General features: G+C 64.1%; 13 protein-coding genes. 9 read left to right on the top strand and 4 right to left on the bottom strand.

Annotation, left to right across the window (positions count from 1 at the left end; genetic code table 11):
* Positions 1-66 precede the first annotated feature (66 nt).
* Positions 67-2,877: a hypothetical protein gene (locus tag VFZ66_21075; GenBank protein ID HEX6291691.1), complete on the bottom strand. Its 2,811-nt coding sequence runs from the start codon at positions 2,875-2,877 to the stop codon at positions 67-69.
* 424 nt (positions 2,878-3,301) lie between these two features.
* Here VFZ66_21075 and VFZ66_21070 point away from each other — a divergent pair, with 424 nt between their 5' ends.
* The 3 genes from VFZ66_21070 to VFZ66_21060 all read left to right on the top strand — a co-directional run bounded on the left by VFZ66_21070 (position 3,302) and on the right by VFZ66_21060 (position 6,484).
* The gene (locus tag VFZ66_21070) at positions 3,302-4,258 is read left to right on the top strand and encodes a sugar ABC transporter permease (protein ID HEX6291690.1); all 957 of its coding nucleotides are present in this window, start codon (positions 3,302-3,304) and stop codon (positions 4,256-4,258) included.
* A gap of 62 nt (positions 4,259-4,320) precedes the next feature.
* On the top strand, positions 4,321-5,154 hold the full coding sequence (locus tag VFZ66_21065) for a carbohydrate ABC transporter permease (protein ID HEX6291689.1): 834 nt from the start codon (positions 4,321-4,323) through the stop codon (positions 5,152-5,154).
* A 10-nt stretch (positions 5,155-5,164) separates the two neighbouring features.
* Positions 5,165-6,484 (top strand): sugar ABC transporter substrate-binding protein, encoded by a 1,320-nt coding sequence (locus VFZ66_21060; GenBank protein HEX6291688.1) that lies wholly within the window; start codon positions 5,165-5,167, stop codon positions 6,482-6,484.
* Positions 6,485-6,584: 100 nt separating this feature from the next.
* On the opposite strand, the gene VFZ66_21055 is transcribed toward VFZ66_21060, so the two are convergent.
* Positions 6,585-6,884 carry a YciI family protein gene (locus VFZ66_21055; protein ID HEX6291687.1) on the bottom strand — a complete coding sequence of 100 codons (300 nt, stop codon included), beginning with the start codon at positions 6,882-6,884 and terminating at the stop codon, positions 6,585-6,587.
* Positions 6,885-6,893: 9 nt separating this feature from the next.
* Complete coding sequence (locus tag VFZ66_21050; protein HEX6291686.1) at positions 6,894-7,205, bottom strand: hypothetical protein; 312 nt, start codon at positions 7,203-7,205, stop codon at positions 6,894-6,896.
* Between the two features lie 85 nt (positions 7,206-7,290).
* On the opposite strand from VFZ66_21050, the gene VFZ66_21045 reads away from it, so the two are divergent.
* Positions 7,291-7,680 carry a MerR family transcriptional regulator gene (locus tag VFZ66_21045; protein HEX6291685.1) on the top strand — a complete coding sequence of 130 codons (390 nt, stop codon included), beginning with the start codon at positions 7,291-7,293 and terminating at the stop codon, positions 7,678-7,680.
* A gap of 128 nt (positions 7,681-7,808) precedes the next feature.
* On the opposite strand, the gene VFZ66_21040 is transcribed toward VFZ66_21045, so the two are convergent.
* Positions 7,809-10,229 carry a M14 family metallopeptidase gene (locus tag VFZ66_21040; GenBank protein ID HEX6291684.1) on the bottom strand — a complete coding sequence of 807 codons (2,421 nt, stop codon included), beginning with the start codon at positions 10,227-10,229 and terminating at the stop codon, positions 7,809-7,811.
* A 415-nt stretch (positions 10,230-10,644) separates the two neighbouring features.
* Here VFZ66_21040 and VFZ66_21035 point away from each other — a divergent pair, with 415 nt between their 5' ends.
* The 5 genes from VFZ66_21035 to VFZ66_21015 all read left to right on the top strand — a co-directional run.
* Positions 10,645-11,916, top strand: a complete 1,272-nt coding sequence (locus VFZ66_21035) for a hypothetical protein (protein HEX6291683.1) — start codon at positions 10,645-10,647, stop codon at positions 11,914-11,916.
* A 227-nt stretch (positions 11,917-12,143) separates the two neighbouring features.
* The gene (locus VFZ66_21030) at positions 12,144-13,706 is read left to right on the top strand and encodes an acyl-CoA carboxylase subunit beta (GenBank protein HEX6291682.1); all 1,563 of its coding nucleotides are present in this window, start codon (positions 12,144-12,146) and stop codon (positions 13,704-13,706) included.
* A 9-nt stretch (positions 13,707-13,715) separates the two neighbouring features.
* Entirely contained in the window at positions 13,716-14,081 is a 366-nt protein-coding gene (locus VFZ66_21025; protein HEX6291681.1) for an OadG family transporter subunit, read from the top strand.
* Between the two features lie 3 nt (positions 14,082-14,084).
* Positions 14,085-14,609, top strand: coding sequence for a biotin/lipoyl-containing protein (locus VFZ66_21020; GenBank protein ID HEX6291680.1), 525 nt, complete (start codon positions 14,085-14,087; stop codon positions 14,607-14,609).
* Positions 14,610-14,611: 2 nt separating this feature from the next.
* The coding region (locus tag VFZ66_21015; GenBank protein ID HEX6291679.1) for a sodium ion-translocating decarboxylase subunit beta at positions 14,612-15,428 on the top strand (817 nt) is incomplete at its 3' end.

Genomic DNA, 15,428 nt, shown 5'->3' with positions numbered 1-15,428 from the left:
CAACAACTGTTAAACAGTTGAGGGGCCGCGCAAGCGGCCCCTCGATCGTTGGGTGAAGCTGGTGGGCTACGGCAGGTTGAGCGACCAGGCGCTCAGGCCGTGGCTGGCCGCGTACAGCTTGCGCTGGCTCGGCACGATCGTCAGGCCCGTGACCTCGACCATCGGCATGCCCGGCGCTGCGAGCGTCCAGTTGGACGAGCCAGCGGCCAGTCGGAAGACGCCGAAGTCGCTGGATGCGTAGAGATCGCCCGTCACGTCGTCGCGGACCAGATCGGTGATCGGCAGATCGCCCAGATCGCCGTCGCGATTGACCCACGTCGCCGTGCCCGTCGCCGGATCGAACGTTACCTCAAAGACGTGGCCCTGCGTGGCAGGCGTTATCGTGTTGAAGCCGCTATAGGAGATCCAGGCGTGATTCGCGTTCTGCGGATCGATGTAGATGCTCGAAATCCAGCGGCCCGGCGTCGCGGGCGTGTCGATGCGGGTGAAGCTCACGCTGCTGGCCGGATCGGCGTCGGCGTTCTGCGAGACGAACACACGACCCGTCAGCGTCGCCGCCCACAGCGTGGACGTGTCGCTTGGCGCGCGCTCGACCGCTGCCATGTAGCCGCCCTGACGATTGCCGTAGGAGGCTGCCGTCAGCCGCGCGCTGCCCAGCGGCACCCAGTCGCCACAGGTGACGGAGAAGTCGCCGGTGTTGGTGTTGCAGCGCAGGTCGGCCTCCTCAAGCGTCATCGAGCCGAGGCCGTGGGTCTTGGTGCGGTAGACGCTTTCCAGACCGGCGAACATCGTGCCGCTGACCTTAGGGTCGGAGATGACCGGTGGGTAGAAGCCCGCCTGCTCCAGGCCCAGCGCGTACGGCGTGTAGATCGGGTCGGCAACCCAGATCCAGTTGGGGATCGCGCCGCTGTTGAAGTTCACATCGGGCGATGGGCCGTAGTAGGTGTGGAAGCGGAAGTTAGGATTGGCAGCGTCGAAGCCCGACTGGCCGCCGTCGCCCCACATCGTCTCCAGCCACTCGACCTTGCTGCCGGTTGTCTCCCAGGTGCCGTTATCCTGCGTGCCGCCCTGGAGGTTGTTCACGTCGAACGGGTTGACCGAGAGGCTCTGGAACTGAAGCGTGCTGAGGCCCGCGTTGATGCCGTCGAGCCGCGTCGGGACGCGCGCCAGCATCTGCTTACAGCGTGCCAGGCTGGTCGCCGACAGGTTGCGGCTGTCGCAGTAGGCCGAGATGTCGGTAAACTGGCCGCTGGAGCGCATGATACCGCCATCGCCCGCGTCGAAGAACATGTACGGGTTGTTCGGGTTGGTGACAAGCGCGTGATGGTCGGGGTGCAGGCCATTTGGCTGGACCGGATCGGTGGCGTCTTCCGTCATGTCGGTAAAGGTCGCGCCCGCGTCGGTCGAGAGCACCACGGCGCGGCCATTCGAGCGCGCCTCGCCGTAGGCGTGCGAGCCGCTCAGGTAGACGATGTCGGGGTGGCCTGCCGGAGTATAGACATAGTTGTCGTACCAGCACTGGCCGCCGCAGTAGCCGACGTTGGCGTAGGTGGTGAGGTTGATGAACGTGGGCGTGCCCGTCGCGACATCATCGCTGCGGAAGAAGCTCGCCGCCGGAGCGCCTGACGCGCCATCGCCGACGTACATGCGGGTCTTGCCGTTCGCCAGCTTCGTCACCGCGAACTCGGCGCGATCGGTAGTCACGGTCGTGATCGGAGCCTTAATCTGCGTCCAGGTCGCGCCAGCGTCGTTGGAGCGCCAGATACCGCGAGCGAAGGATGCGGCGTAGACCGTATTCGGGTCGGACGGATCGATCGCAACGCGGCGAACGCCACGCGGCGAGCACGACCCGGCGTTGTTGTACTCGCTGAGGGCACCGGTGCACTGCGTCGCGTCGGCGGAGCCGTTATGGATGAAGCTCCAGGTCGCGCCGCCGTCGGTCGACTTGTAGAGGCCCCACTTCTCCGCGCCGGGAACCGGGCGAGTGACGCCGCCGCAGCAGACCGACATCGCGCCGCGCCCCGCCGTCGTCGAGGCCGCGTAGATCACGTTGGGATTGCCCTGCTGCACTGCGATCGAGGCAACGCCCTTGCCTGCCAGCTCGGCCTTGCCGAGCGGGCCTTCCCAGGTGTTGCCGCCGTTCTTGGAGCGGTAGATGCCGACGCCAGCCACGCAGCCGCTGCCGCAGACATTGCCCTCGCCGGTGCCGATCCAGAGCGTGTTGCCGGTCGGGTCGTTCGGATCGAGCGTGATCGAGCCGACGGAATTGATCTCATACTCGCCGGTCAGATACTTCCACTTGGGCGATGCGGCCAGCGCATCCTCGGTGCGCCAGACACCGCCGCCCGCCGCCGCGATCCACATGCGGCAGCTTTCCGGCAAGCAGTTCGGCGCAATCGCAATATCTGTGGTGCGACCACCGGCGATGTACTCGTTGGGCACGTATCCGGTGCGCAGATCGGTCTTCTGGTAGCGCGCGATGCTGGGGCCTACCGGCTGCCAGTTGCCTTGCTTGGCCTGGCCCTGCGAGCCCTTGAGCTTGATCTTTTTGTAGGCGGCGCGAGCATTTTCAGCGTTGCTGAGCGGAATCGCCGACTCTGGGTAGGCCCGCTTCATCAGCTCGAATTCCTCGGCGAAGCCCGGACCCTCGGTGGACTCACCGCCGTTGCCGGGAACTGCCTTCCTCAACTGTTCAAGGTGACGTCCGAGTGCGACAGGACCTTCTTCGGCCTCGCCTGCGGCGACGATGCTGTCCAGCTCGGCGTCCTGCTGGGTGGAAATGAATTGTTGCGTCACCGCAACACCGGAAACCGCCACGATCAGCAGGAGCGCGATCAGGGCACGAAACCGGGTGAACTGTTTGGATGAGGCGGACATGCGAACTCCTCCCGAAACTGTTTAACCAGGATAGAAACGAATACAGACAAAGCCGATGGTCTAGGAAGGATCATGGAACGTGGCGTAAACGAGTGGACGAACATTTCTGCCTTGGGTGCAGGCTGCCGAATGGCGCTAGACAGCTATGCACCTTCTACGGAAGGCTATCATGTTACATAAGGGAGTGGTGGGCCAGGGTTGCACGGGTACTCCGGTACCACCGCGTTTGGATAAGTGGATTATACTGTTCCTATAGTATCTGTCAACCTCTTTTGTATATGATCTCGATCGCTGCTGAGCGCCTCGCTAAAAAACCAGCCTCGCCAAAATTGCGCGGAGGTTGGTATACTAAGCCAGCATGTGACCCAAACCTTGAGCCTCCCGGCACACAACGGTGCCCGAATAGTTTTTGAGCGAGCGATCATTGGATCACGAGTCCGTCACCACATCCGCAGCGTCTCCGCCCACTGCTACCGCACTCAGGCGCGCAGGGTTTCCACACCGCCCGAACCGTGGCTACCAGCGAGCGCTGCGTACGCTGCTCTTGCCGTATCTGGTGGGCGCAACCCTGCTGATCGCCGTCCCCGCGCTGCTGACGTTTGTGCTTGCGCTCACGGAGTACGACGCGCTCTCACCGCCGATCTGGGTCGGTCTGCAAAATTTTAGCGAAATATTAACGAATCCGCTTTTCTGGATTGCGGTCCGCAACTCGCTGTACTTTATCGTCCTGGCGGTGCCGCTGCGGATGCTTGGCGCGCTGCTGCTGGCGCTGCTGCTCCATCAGAGTCGGCGCGGTGTTGGCATCTACCGTGCGGCGGTCTATCTACCGACGATCATCCCCGACGTGGCGTATGCGCTGATCTGGCTGTGGATCTTCAACCCGATCTATGGCCCGCTTAACCTGCTGCTGGGCACCTTGGGCCTGCCCACGCCTGCATGGCTGGTGCAGCCCGGCACGGCCAAGCTGGCGATCGTGCTGATGTCGCTGTTTCAGATCGGCGAGGGCTTTGTCGTGCTCCTGGCGGGGCTGCACGATATTCCTGAGGACTATTACGCCAGCGCCGCGATCGACGGCGGTAGCCGCTGGCAGATGTTCCGCCTGATTACGCTGCCGCTGCTCGCGCCCTGGCTGCTGCTGCTGACGATCCGCGACATCACGCTGAGCGCGCAGAGCACGTTCACGCCCGCGTATCTGATGACCGACGGCGGGCCGTACTTCTCGACGCTCTTTATGCCGCTGCTGATCTTCGACGAGGCGTTTGAGCGCTTTCGCGTGGGCATGGGATCGGCGATGATGCTGCTCTTTTTCCTGGGTCTGGCGCTGCTGGTGCTGCTGGTCTATTTCGTCGCGGGCGGCTGGGGCTACGCGGATGACTACTGACGGAGAGCCAAGAACCAAGAACCGGACAGGAAACGCTGAACTTGAAACCTGAAACCGTGAACATGAAACTTGAAACGTTGAACTCGAAACTCCGGCAACTTGTAGCGCTGACGGTCGCGGCGCTGTTTGTGCTGCCGCTGCTGCTGGTGCTGACGGCCTCGCTGCGACAGCCGGGCCTTCCGCCGCCGCGCACGATCGAGTGGCTCCCGCCGGTGATGACCTGGGGCAACTACCGAACGATCTTCCAGCTTGTCCCGCTCGGTCGCTACATCGCCAACTCGGCGATCGTCGTGGCGCTCGCGGTGCCGATCACGCTCGTCACGGCTTCATGGGCGGGCTTTGCGCTGGCGCAGCTTCACGCGCGCTGGCAGCGCACGCTGGTCGTCTTCACCTCGGCGCTGCTGCTGGTGCCGTCGACGGCGCTGTGGCTGACGCGCTATGTGCTGTTTTCGTATCTGCTGCTGACCGACACGCTCTGGGCGCTGATCGCTCCGGCCTTGATGGGCACCAGCCCGCTGTTTGTGCTGCTGTTCTACTGGACGTTCCGCCGCCTGCCGCAGGAGCTGATCGCCTCGGCGCGAATCGACGGCGCGGGCGTGCTCCGCACCTGGGCCACGATCGCTATGCCCCTGGCTCGATCGACGATCATCGCCGTCAGCGTGCTGAGCTTTGTCTCCTACTGGAGCGATTTTATCAATCCGCTGCTGTATCTCAAAACGCAGCGCTACTACACGCTGCCGGTCGGGCTTCAGTTCTTGCAGCAGATGGATCGTACGAACTGGCCGCTGCTGATGGCGGCCTCGGTCGTGATGGTCGGGCCGGTGGTGCTGCTGTTTCTGCTGACGCAGCGCTACTTCTGGCCGGACGGACGGCTGACCGGCTTCGGCGGACGCTGACCGGCGCTACATGACACGCATTCGCGGCACTGCGCTGCTGCGGATCAAGCTGAAGGAGATCAACGTGCGCAACGTCGTCCTGCTCGTCGTCGGACTGGTGATGGTGCTGACCGCCTGCGGCGCTCCCGCTGCGGCCTCGAAGCCGGTTTCGTTTATGGTCTGGGGCGATCCCGCCGAGAAAGCAGCGTATGAGAGCCTGGTCAGCGCGTTCAAGCAAAAGCAGCCAAGCATCGACGTGCAGATTACGCATATCCCAGGCCAGAATGAGTACCGCACGCGGCTGGCTGCCGATTTCGCCGCCGGACAGCCAGCCGATATTGTTCTGCTCAACTACCGGCGCATGGGCAGCTTTGCCGCCAAGCAGGTGATCGAGCCGCTGGGACCGTATCTTGAGCGCAGCGCCGTGATCGACGAGGCCGATTTTTATCCCGAAACGATCGCGCCCTTCCGCTACAACGGCGCGCTGATGTGCATCCCGCAAAACGTGTCGAGCCTGGTCGTCTACTACAACAAGCAGCTCTTCGACCAGGCGGGCGTGGCGTACCCCGGCGATAGCTGGACCTGGGAGGAGTTCTTGACTACGGCCAGGGCGCTGACGAAGGATACCAACGCCGACGGGCAGATCGATCAGTACGGCGCGGGCATCGAGCCGTCGCTGATTCGGCTCGCGCCGTTTGTGTGGCAAAACGGCGGAGAGCTGGTCACGCCCGCCGCCAAACCGGCGCAGCTTGCGCTGGACACGCCTGAGGCGCAGGCCGCGATGCAGTGGTTTGTCGAGCTTCAGACCAAGCATCATGTCGTGCCGGATGCCGTGCAGGAGCAGGCCGAGGACAGCGAGAGCCGCTTCCAGAACGGACGAACCGCGATGTTCTTCGATAGCCGCCGCGCGGTGCCGACGCTCCGCGAGATCGAGGCGTTCGACTGGGATGTTGCGCCGCTGCCCCAGGGCAAGCAGCGCGCCGGGATTCTCCACGCCGATGCGTACTGCATGGCCGCGAAAACCCAAAACAAAGACGCGGCCTGGACATTCATCGAGTTTGCCAACTCCGCCGAGGGCCAGACGATCATCGCCAAAACCGGACGAACCGTGCCGTCGCTGCGTGCAGTGGCACAGTCGGAGGCGTTCCTTGAGCCGAGCGCAAAGCCGCAGCGCAGCCGGGTCTTCCTCGACATCATCCCCGCGATCCGCGCCGTGCCGACGATGGACACCTGGGAGGACATCGAGACGGCGGTCAACAACGAGCTGGAGCGCGCCTTTTATGGTCAGGCGACGGTCGAGGAGGCGATCACGGCGGCTAAGGCCAGCACCCAGGGATTTTTCAAGCCCTAGCCCCGAAGGGAACAAACAAAGAACCAAGAACCGGGTGCCATGCCAAAGGCACCCGGCATGGCACCCCGGCCCAGGGTGAGGGCCGCAACCCGATCCCTGTTTATGCAGCACGGGTATGCCGCTCCCAGTCCACAAGCCGCCACGGGTGCAGCTCATACACGAAGATCCGATCAACAACTGCCGGATCATGACTGGCGATCGTGTGCGCTTCTGCTTCACCTGGTGCCTCGATCACCGTAGCGCCGCCAGCGTCATCTTCAAACGGCCCTGCAAAGCGCAGCGTGCCAGCCTGATACAGGCGCAGCAAATATCGACCGTGGGCTGCTAACGGCTGCTCCGAGACGGGCCTGCCTACAATCCAGGCCTCCCCCGGACGATAGATAACCAGAAAGGTTTTCATGCCGCCTCCTTACTGGTTTCCGATCTGCGTGGTCAGGAATGCCTTAACCTCGCTGTGGCCCGTGAGATGAAGCCAGACGGTGCGATCGGCATCCAGCATCAGGGTAAAGACGAAGAACGGACAACAGCGCCGCTCCAGGCTCACGTATTCGGCAGCGATCATCCACGTTGCATCATTGGTTGTGTATCGAAACGCATAGCCGTCAGGCAGCTCTCTCACCTCCTGCACCGCCTGGGCAAGCTGCTCGGACAGCGCCGTGTGTCGCTGTCGCTGCTCGGCGCTCAGGGCCGACAAGTCGCACGCAATCGGAATGCCGCTCATGATAACCTCCACACTTGCACGTTGATCAACAAGAGCGTACAACTTCAAGTACACTTTAAGTCAAGCGGTCGTGAGGCGCTCAGCGATGGAAGATCTGACAATTGGCGAGGCAGCGCGGCGGGCGGGCTTGCAACCATCCACGCTGCGCTATTACGAACAGGTTGGCCTGCTGCCGGTGCCGAAGCGTGTCGGCGGGCGGCGGCGCTATGATTATGACGTGGTACAGCGCCTCGGCGCGATCAAGGTGGCTCAGCGCGCAGGCTTTACGCTCGCAGAGATTGCGCTGCTCTTGCAGGGCTTTGCGACAGACACACCGCTGTCTGCGCGGTGGCATGTCCTGGCGCGGCAGAAGCTCCGCGAGATCGATGCGCTGCTGGCACATGTGCAGGAGATGAAGCGCCTGCTTGAAGCCGGCCTTGAGTGCCAGTGTGCACGCCTGGACGAATGCGAGCTATGTTCACATAACGATGCGTAAGGAACGCTGCCATCGCATCAAGCTGCTGCCAAAGCGAGCAGGCCCGCGCCACACGACGCGAGCCTGCTCGTTTCTACTGCGCCGCTCAGCGCCTCGTCGCAGCGAGGGCTGAGATCAGGTAGCATGATCTACGGCTTGATCTCGATCCGCACCTGGCGATAGTTTTCGCCTCTGTAGGGATCGTAGCCGTTCTCGATGTTGCCAGCGGCGTCGACCGCAAACCACCTGAGCGTGGTCGTCTCCGTCAGCGTGAGGACCTGCGGCCCCTCGCGCATGCCGCTGGCGCTATACTTCTGCGACCTGAAGGTCGGACGGCTGCCATCGAGCGTGTAGTAGATCGTGGCTGGCTCGCTCGTCTCGAAGCGCAGCGCGACCGGCCCGCTGTACTTGCCCTGGCCTGGCACGCTCCACGATCGCGGCGGCTGCGCGTCCTTGCCGTAGTCTTTGGCAACCTTGAGCATGGCGATCAGGCCGTTGGCAAACTCCATCGCCTCGCCGTGTCCTTCGGCAAAGGACGGCTGAAAGCCCACCGGCTCCCACCGTGATCGCTCGGCGTCCCAGCGATCCGCGCCGACCTCGAAGTTCCAGGCGAAGATGTTGCTGCCGTACCAGAGGTGGTCGGCGGAGTTACCGGCGGCAGAGTAGAGCACATCGGCGGTCGGCCCCGTGCGCCCAGGCAGGATCACCGTGCCGCGATGCTCTTTGATCGACGCCAGGATTTGCTCGGATGAGGCCCAGAAGAATGCCTCCTGGCCCAGCGCCGCGCGATCGAGCGTTTCACGGCCCGGCAGCCGGTACGCGCCGGGTGCCCACATGAAGTAGCCGCCGTAGCTGTGGATATTCATCGAGAACTTGATGTTGGGATGCTGCTCGGCGACCCAGATGACGTTGCGGCTTTCGGGCTCCGAGAGTTCCTCGGGACCGGCGTAGGTGCCGCTGCGGCAGTTGGTCGACGCGCCGCTGTAGCCGTCGAACAACGAGCCAATCCCGTAGTTGCGGTTGTTGTCCACGCCCCACTCGTTACGACGACCGGGATCGGCATCCTGCGGCCCGCAGTAGTTGAACATGTTCTTGCGCTGCATGTTGTAGTCGAAGAAGCTGTAGTGCGCGCCGTCGGGATTGACCGAGGGAATAATAAAGATGTCGAGGTTGTCGAGAAGCTGGCGCGTCTCGCCGTCGCGCGCGTAGTTGCGCAGCAGCCGCTCGGCGGTTTCGACCGCGACCAGCGGCGTGACCCATTCGCGCGCGTGCTCCTGCGAGTAGGCCAGCACGCCGATGCGCGACCCGTCGCGATGCTTGCCGATGCGGATCGCACGGACGGTGAACGGATCGCGCGAGATCTCAGCGGGAGCGCTCAAAAAATCGCGGAGCGGCGTTGCCGCCACGGGCTGCACCACACCTGCTCCGGCGTTGCCACGGTAGGTATGCGCCGTCACCAGCGCTCCGGCCTGCGCGTTCAGCGCCGCCGCCACCTGCGCCGCCGTGCTTGCGAGCGCGCCGGATGCGTTGGTCGCAAGGCGCACCGAGATCGCGCTGCCATTCACATTGACCGCGAGCGGCTGATTGGGCGCGCCCGGATTGGCGAACTCGACCGTGATCGCGGTGCCGCCCTCGTGGCCCCACGCCTTCGAGCTGATGACCACGGCGTTGCTCGTCAGGCTGCCCATCGTCGCCTGTGCCTTGCGCCGGTAGCCGTTCGTCTTGTTCGGCAGCTCGATGACCTCGGCCAGATCGGGGAACTCGCGCGCCAGCGCCTCGATGCGCTCGTATACCTCGGTCGGATGCATATAGTGGCTGATGAAGTCCTTGACATAATGGTGCTTCGGGTTGCCGGGCCTGCCGCTGTCGAGCCACTCGCGCACGGCAGCCGTCGCGGCGCCGCCCTGCGTGCTCGTGATCTGCACCTTAGCCGGACGGCTGCCGACCGGCACCAGCAGGCGGTGATACATGTAGACTCCGGCGTCGGTAAAGCGCGACATCGTGGCCGTGCCGCCAGCGTCGGGCGCGGTGCCGGAGCCAGCATCCCAGGCGGCGGTCAGGCGAACCGTCGCGGCGGCACCCGCGCTGGTCTTGGCCTCGACCGAGAGGAAGCTTCCCGCATCGTTCTGGAAGTAGTCGGCGCGCAGGATCGTCAGCGTATCGACCGAGGCCAGCGCGGCCTCCTCGGCTGCGACTGCGGCCTCGCGCTCGGCCACGCGCGCGGCCCAGTCCGCCTCGGTCAGCAGCGTGTTCGTGACGTTAAAGCCCTGCTGGCGGAGCGCCTCGATCTCGGCTGGCGTGGCGATCACATCGACATCCAGGCCGCTGCTCGATTGATGCAGATACTCGGCAAGATCGGCTCCGGTGGCGACAAGCGCATCCAGGGCCGCGCGATCGGGCAGCGTGATGCGGGCAACAACGGCAGGCTCCACCCGATCGAGATCGTCGGGCGTGGCCGCGAGCGCGCGCTGGGTGCCGGATTGCATGCCGGGCAGCAGCAGGGCAGCGCCCATCAGCGCGACGAACAGCAGGGTTCCAAACCGGCGGAGAGGCTTGATCGATAATCTCATCCTGGCGCTCCCTTTTCAAATCAACCGATAACGAGGCGACCGCTAGATGTAGGCGAGTGGCGATAGCGACGAAAGAACAAGAGAACAAAGGATCAAGGGAACAAGGAACGAGAACCAAACAAAGAGCAAACGGAAACTTTGAACTCGAAACGTTGAACTTGGAACTCGAAACGTGAAATCAGTTCCTTGATTCTGCGCGAGCGATGTAAGTACGATGGTGGGTAGCAAGAGTATAACAATCGGACTCGGCGATGTCAAAGAAACGTTGACGGGCGATTCGGTGCGACGATCAGGCGTAGACCCCGACACGTAGCCGGTCGATCGTCCGCTGCTTGTCTGCTGGCGCGCGATGGTACAATGGGAGCGCGACGACGAGCGATACCGGATTTTATCGTGCCAGAGCCGGAGGGAACGTATGGCCCGCCTCATTCTGCGCAGCTTGCGAAATGGTCTGCTTACACTGGGCTTGTGCGTGACGGTTGCCTGTGGCGCTGCGCCCGCGCCATCGACGAGCTCCGCAGAGACTCCGCAACCGAGCCAGGCACCGGCTATCACGCCGTCGGCTGCGCCGCAATCACCGGAGCCGCAGGCAACAACCTTCAAGGGCGCGCGCTCGGCGACGGTGACGGCAGCGCCGGATGGTCGTGTGTATGTCGTCGTCGGGATGGGCGAGGAGCTGCTGGTGGCGCGGGCGCAGGAAGATGGGCGCGGCTTTGATGAGCCGGTTCGCGCCTCCGGCGATGTTCCCGCGCTGGTCTTGCCGATCGAGCGTCCGTCGATCGCGGTGGATCAGACCGGGCGCGTCGGCGTAACCTGGATCGAGCACGGCAGCAGCGGGAAGCCCAAGATCTGGTACAGCCAGTCGACCGACAGCGGGCGGACCTTTGATGCTCCGCGTGAGGTGAGCGAGGTAGACGCGCGTGAGGCGGCGATGGTGCGCATGACCTTCGACCGGCAGCACAGCCCGCTGATGGTCTGGTTGCAGGATGGCGCGCTGGGGCAGGCGCGCGCTGTCGACAGTGGCGCGTCGTTCGCGGCGGCACAGACGATCGATGCCGAGGTCTGCGATTGCTGCCAGCCCGATCCGCTGATCCTCGGCGAGCGGGTGTTGATCGCCTTCCGCAATGTGACCCACGAGGGCACGGATGATCTGCGCGACATCTACGTGCTGGCGTCGGACGATGGCGGCGCGACCTTTGGTGAGGCCGTGCAGGTCGCCGATGGATCGTGGCGGCTGAATGCCTGCCCGATCAGCGGCCCCGCGCTGGTCGGCACCGACGAGCGCGTGTATGTCGCCTGGATGGATGGCCGCAACGACCGCGAAGGGACCGGCACGCGCGGCGATCTGTGGCTTGCCAGCTCCGTCGACGGCGGGCGGAGCTTCACGCCGGATGTGCGCGTGAATTCCGATGAGCAGCATATGCATACGCTGCCTGCCCTGGCGATCGGGCCGCAGGGTCGGCTGCATATCGCCTGGGAGATGAGCACCGACGAGCACACCGCGATCCTGTACACCACCTCCGACGACCACGGCGCGACCTTTGCGCCGCCGCGGGAGCTGGTACGCAGCGACGACGGCGCGGGCCGTGGGCATCCCACCGCTCCATCGCTGGCGGTGACACAGTCGGGCACGGTCCATGTGGCCTGGATCGATAATCTGGGAGCGCATGTGCTTGCCATGCCGTAGCGCGTCCCTGACCGTACAGCTTCCCTTCGTAATCGAAAACAGATTGACATAAGCTCACCACGTCGCCCGACGTGGTGATTTCTTTCCCAGGCGAGAAGATCCTGTTGCCCTCATGCGCGACGATTCCACTATCCTGGTACGGAGGCAGGCCAGTGCCGTCCGTACGTGTGGCGTTTCCGGTCCGCAGGAGGGGAAAACCGTATGTTGCCTGATGCTGGAGCGATGCTATGACCGATCACGAGATGATAACCGATCAGCTTACCCAACTGCGCGCGCTGCGGGAGCGGGCGCTGCAAGGTGGCGGCCCGAAGCGGATTGAGCAGCAGCACGCGCGCGGCAAGCTCACCGCCCGCGAACGGCTCTCGATCCTGCTGGATGAAGGCTCGTTTCAAGAGCTGGGCGCGCTTGCGACGCATCATATCACCGATTTTGGCATGGCCGAGCAGCGCTATCCCGGCGATGGCATCGTCACCGGCTTCGGCAAGATGAACGGTCGGCGCGTCGCCGTTTTTGCGCAAGATTTTACCGTGCTGGGCGGCTCGTTCTCCGAGGTCCAGTCGCATAAGATCAGCCGGATTCAGGATCTTGCACTGGAGAGCGGCATCCCGCTGATCGGCCTGAACGACTCCGGCGGCGCGCGTATTCAGGAGGGCGTGCGCAGCCTGGCGGCCTATGGCGAGGTCTTCGTGCGGAACGTGCTGGCATCAGGCGTGATCCCGCAGATCTCGCTGATCCTCGGCCCCTGCGCGGGCGGCGCGGTCTATTCTCCCGCGCTGACCGACTTTGCGATCATGGCGCAGAGTACCAGCCATATGTTTCTGACCGGGCCTGAGGTGATCAAAGCGGTGACAGGCGAGACCGTCACCGCCGAAGACCTTGGCGGCGCGCTGGTCCACAATAGCCGCAGCGGCGTGGCGCATTTCCTGGCCGATAACGAGCAGGCGGCGCTCGCGCTGGCAAAGGTGCTGCTGAGCTACTTACCGCAGAACAACAACGAGGACCCCGCGCAGATCACGCCCTACGACTCCGCCGATCGGATGGAGGAAGCGCTCAACACGATCGTGCCGCTCGACGATGACGCGCCTTACGATATGCGCGACGTGATCGCGATGATCTTCGATCGGGGCAGCTTTCTTGAGGTCCAGGCGCACTACGCGCTCAACGCGATCGTCGGCTTCGCGCGGCTGGACGGCTACTCGGTGGGCGTGGTGGCGAATCAGCCCTCCTACATGGCGGGCGCGCTCGACATCGACTCAAGCGATAAAATCGCGCGCTTCATCCGCATCTGCGACACCTACAATATTCCGCTGATCACCTTCGTCGATTGTCCAGGGTTCCTGCCCGGCGTCGACCAGGAGTACGGCGGCGTGATCCGGCATGGCGCGAAGATTATCTACGCCTACTGCGAGGCGACCGTGCCCAAGATCTCGATCGTCACGCGCAAGGCGATGGGCGGCTCGTACGTAGCGATGAGCTCCAAGCAGATGCGCAACGACGTGGCCTTTGCCTGGCCCACGGCGCAGATCGCGGTGATGGGCGCGCTGGGAGCCGTGCGGATTCTGCATCGCAAGGAGCTGGATCAGGCGGCAGATCCGGCGGCGCTGGAGCGCCAGTTTATCGCGGAGTATCGCAAAAAGTTCTTCAATCCCTATAGCGCCGCAGACGTGGGCCAGATCGACGAGGTGATCGAGCCGCGCGAGTCGCGACCGCGCCTGATCCGCGCGCTTGAGGTGCTACGAACCAAGGTGCAGCAGAATCCACCCAAGAAGCACGGGCTGTTCCCGGCGTAGGAGCGCGTTATGGAGAATCTTGGCTTTGGTTTCCAGATGACCCTGCTGGGGATGGGCATCGTCTTTTCGCTGCTGGCGCTCCTGTGGGGCTTGCTGGCGCTGCTCCTGCGCTTCGATCGACCGCCCGCTGTTGCCGCAGCGCCGGTCGCAGAGCAAGCGCCGGAGCCGATGCCCAGAGTGCAGGTGCTCACCCACAGCCGCGACCCCGATCTGGTCGCGGCGATCACGGTGGCGGTGCTGACGCACTGGGCGGTACGCCGCAAGCAGGCCGCGCCCGCGATGCGCAGCTACTGGCCCGGCAGCCTGCTGCCTGCGAATCGGTGGGTGACGGCGGGACGGGCACAGCAGCATCAGGGCTGGCAGCGACGGAGATAAGCCATGCGACGGTACACATTGCAGATCAACGGTAAGGAATATGTGGTCGATGTCGAGGAAGTGACAGGCGATACCTTCCGCGTGCTCGTCGGCGACGAGATCATCGAGGTGCGGCTGTCGAGCGACGAGGATCTGGCCCAAGCGATCATCACGCCGGAGATTGCGCCGACGCGCGCGCCTACGCCGTCGGGCCTGCCGCGTCAGGTACCGCAGGTGCGCGAGGTGCGCAGCCCGATCGAGGACGACGGCAGCGCGCCGCCCGTCAGTACGCCTCCGTCGGCCACGCCACGACGCGCGGCTGGAGGCGGCGCGGCGGTGATGAGCGCGCCGATGCCGGGCGTGATCTTATCGGTCGAGACGACGGTCGGCGCGACCGTTGCGCGCGGGCAGGTGGTGGTCGTGCTGGAAGCGATGAAGATGAAGAACGCGATCAAAGCCTCGCGCGATGGCGTGGTCGCCGAGATTTTTGTACAGCCGGGCCAGCCCGTGGGCCACGGCGATCCGCTGATCCGCTTCAAGGAGGACTGAGCGTGGATAGCCAAACGATCGAGCAACTGCTCCAGGGCCTCCAGCATGTCACCTGGCAATCGCTGGTGATGATCGGCGTGGGCTGCATGCTGCTGTTCCTGGCAATCGCCAAGGAGTACGAGCCGCTGCTGCTGCTGCCGATCGGCGCGGGCGCGATCCTCGCCAATCTGCCGCTCTCGCCGCTGGTCGGCGACGATGGCCTGCTGCGCGTGCTGTACAACGCCGGTGTCGGCAACGAGCTGTTTCCGCTGCTGATCTTCATCGGCATTGGCGCGCTGACCGACTTTGGGCCGCTGCTGGAGAATCCGCGCATGGTGCTACTGGGCGCGGCGGGACAGTTCGGTATCTTCGGCACGCTGATCCTGGCGCTGCTGCTGGGCTTTAGCCGCAACGAGGCCGCGTCGATCGGCATCATCGGCGCGATCGACGGCCCGACCTCGATCTACGTAAGCGGGATTCTGGCTCCGAATCTGCTGGGTCCGATCACTGTCGCGGCCTACAGCTATATGTCGCTGGTGCCGATCATCATGCCGCCGATCATGCGGCTGTTGACGACGCCTGAGGAGCGCCAGATTCGCATGCCCTACAGCCAGCGCACGATCAGCAAGCGCACGCGGGTGCTCTTTCCGATCATCGTCACCGTGCTGGTGGGCACGCTGGTGCCGTTTGCGACGCCACTGATCGGTATGCTGATGCTGGGCAATCTAATGCGCGAGTCGGGCGCGGTCGAGCGGCTGACCGGCGCGTCGTCGACGGAGATCGCCAACGTGGTCACGCTCTTCCTGGGCCTCGCGATCGGCTCGACGATGGTCGGCGTGC

It is taken from the genome of Herpetosiphonaceae bacterium (assembly GCA_036374795.1).
GTDB lineage: Bacteria > Chloroflexota > Chloroflexia > Chloroflexales > Kallotenuaceae > LB3-1.
Note: the sequence above shows the minus strand (reverse complement) of the source record. Positions and strands in the feature narration are given on the sequence as shown.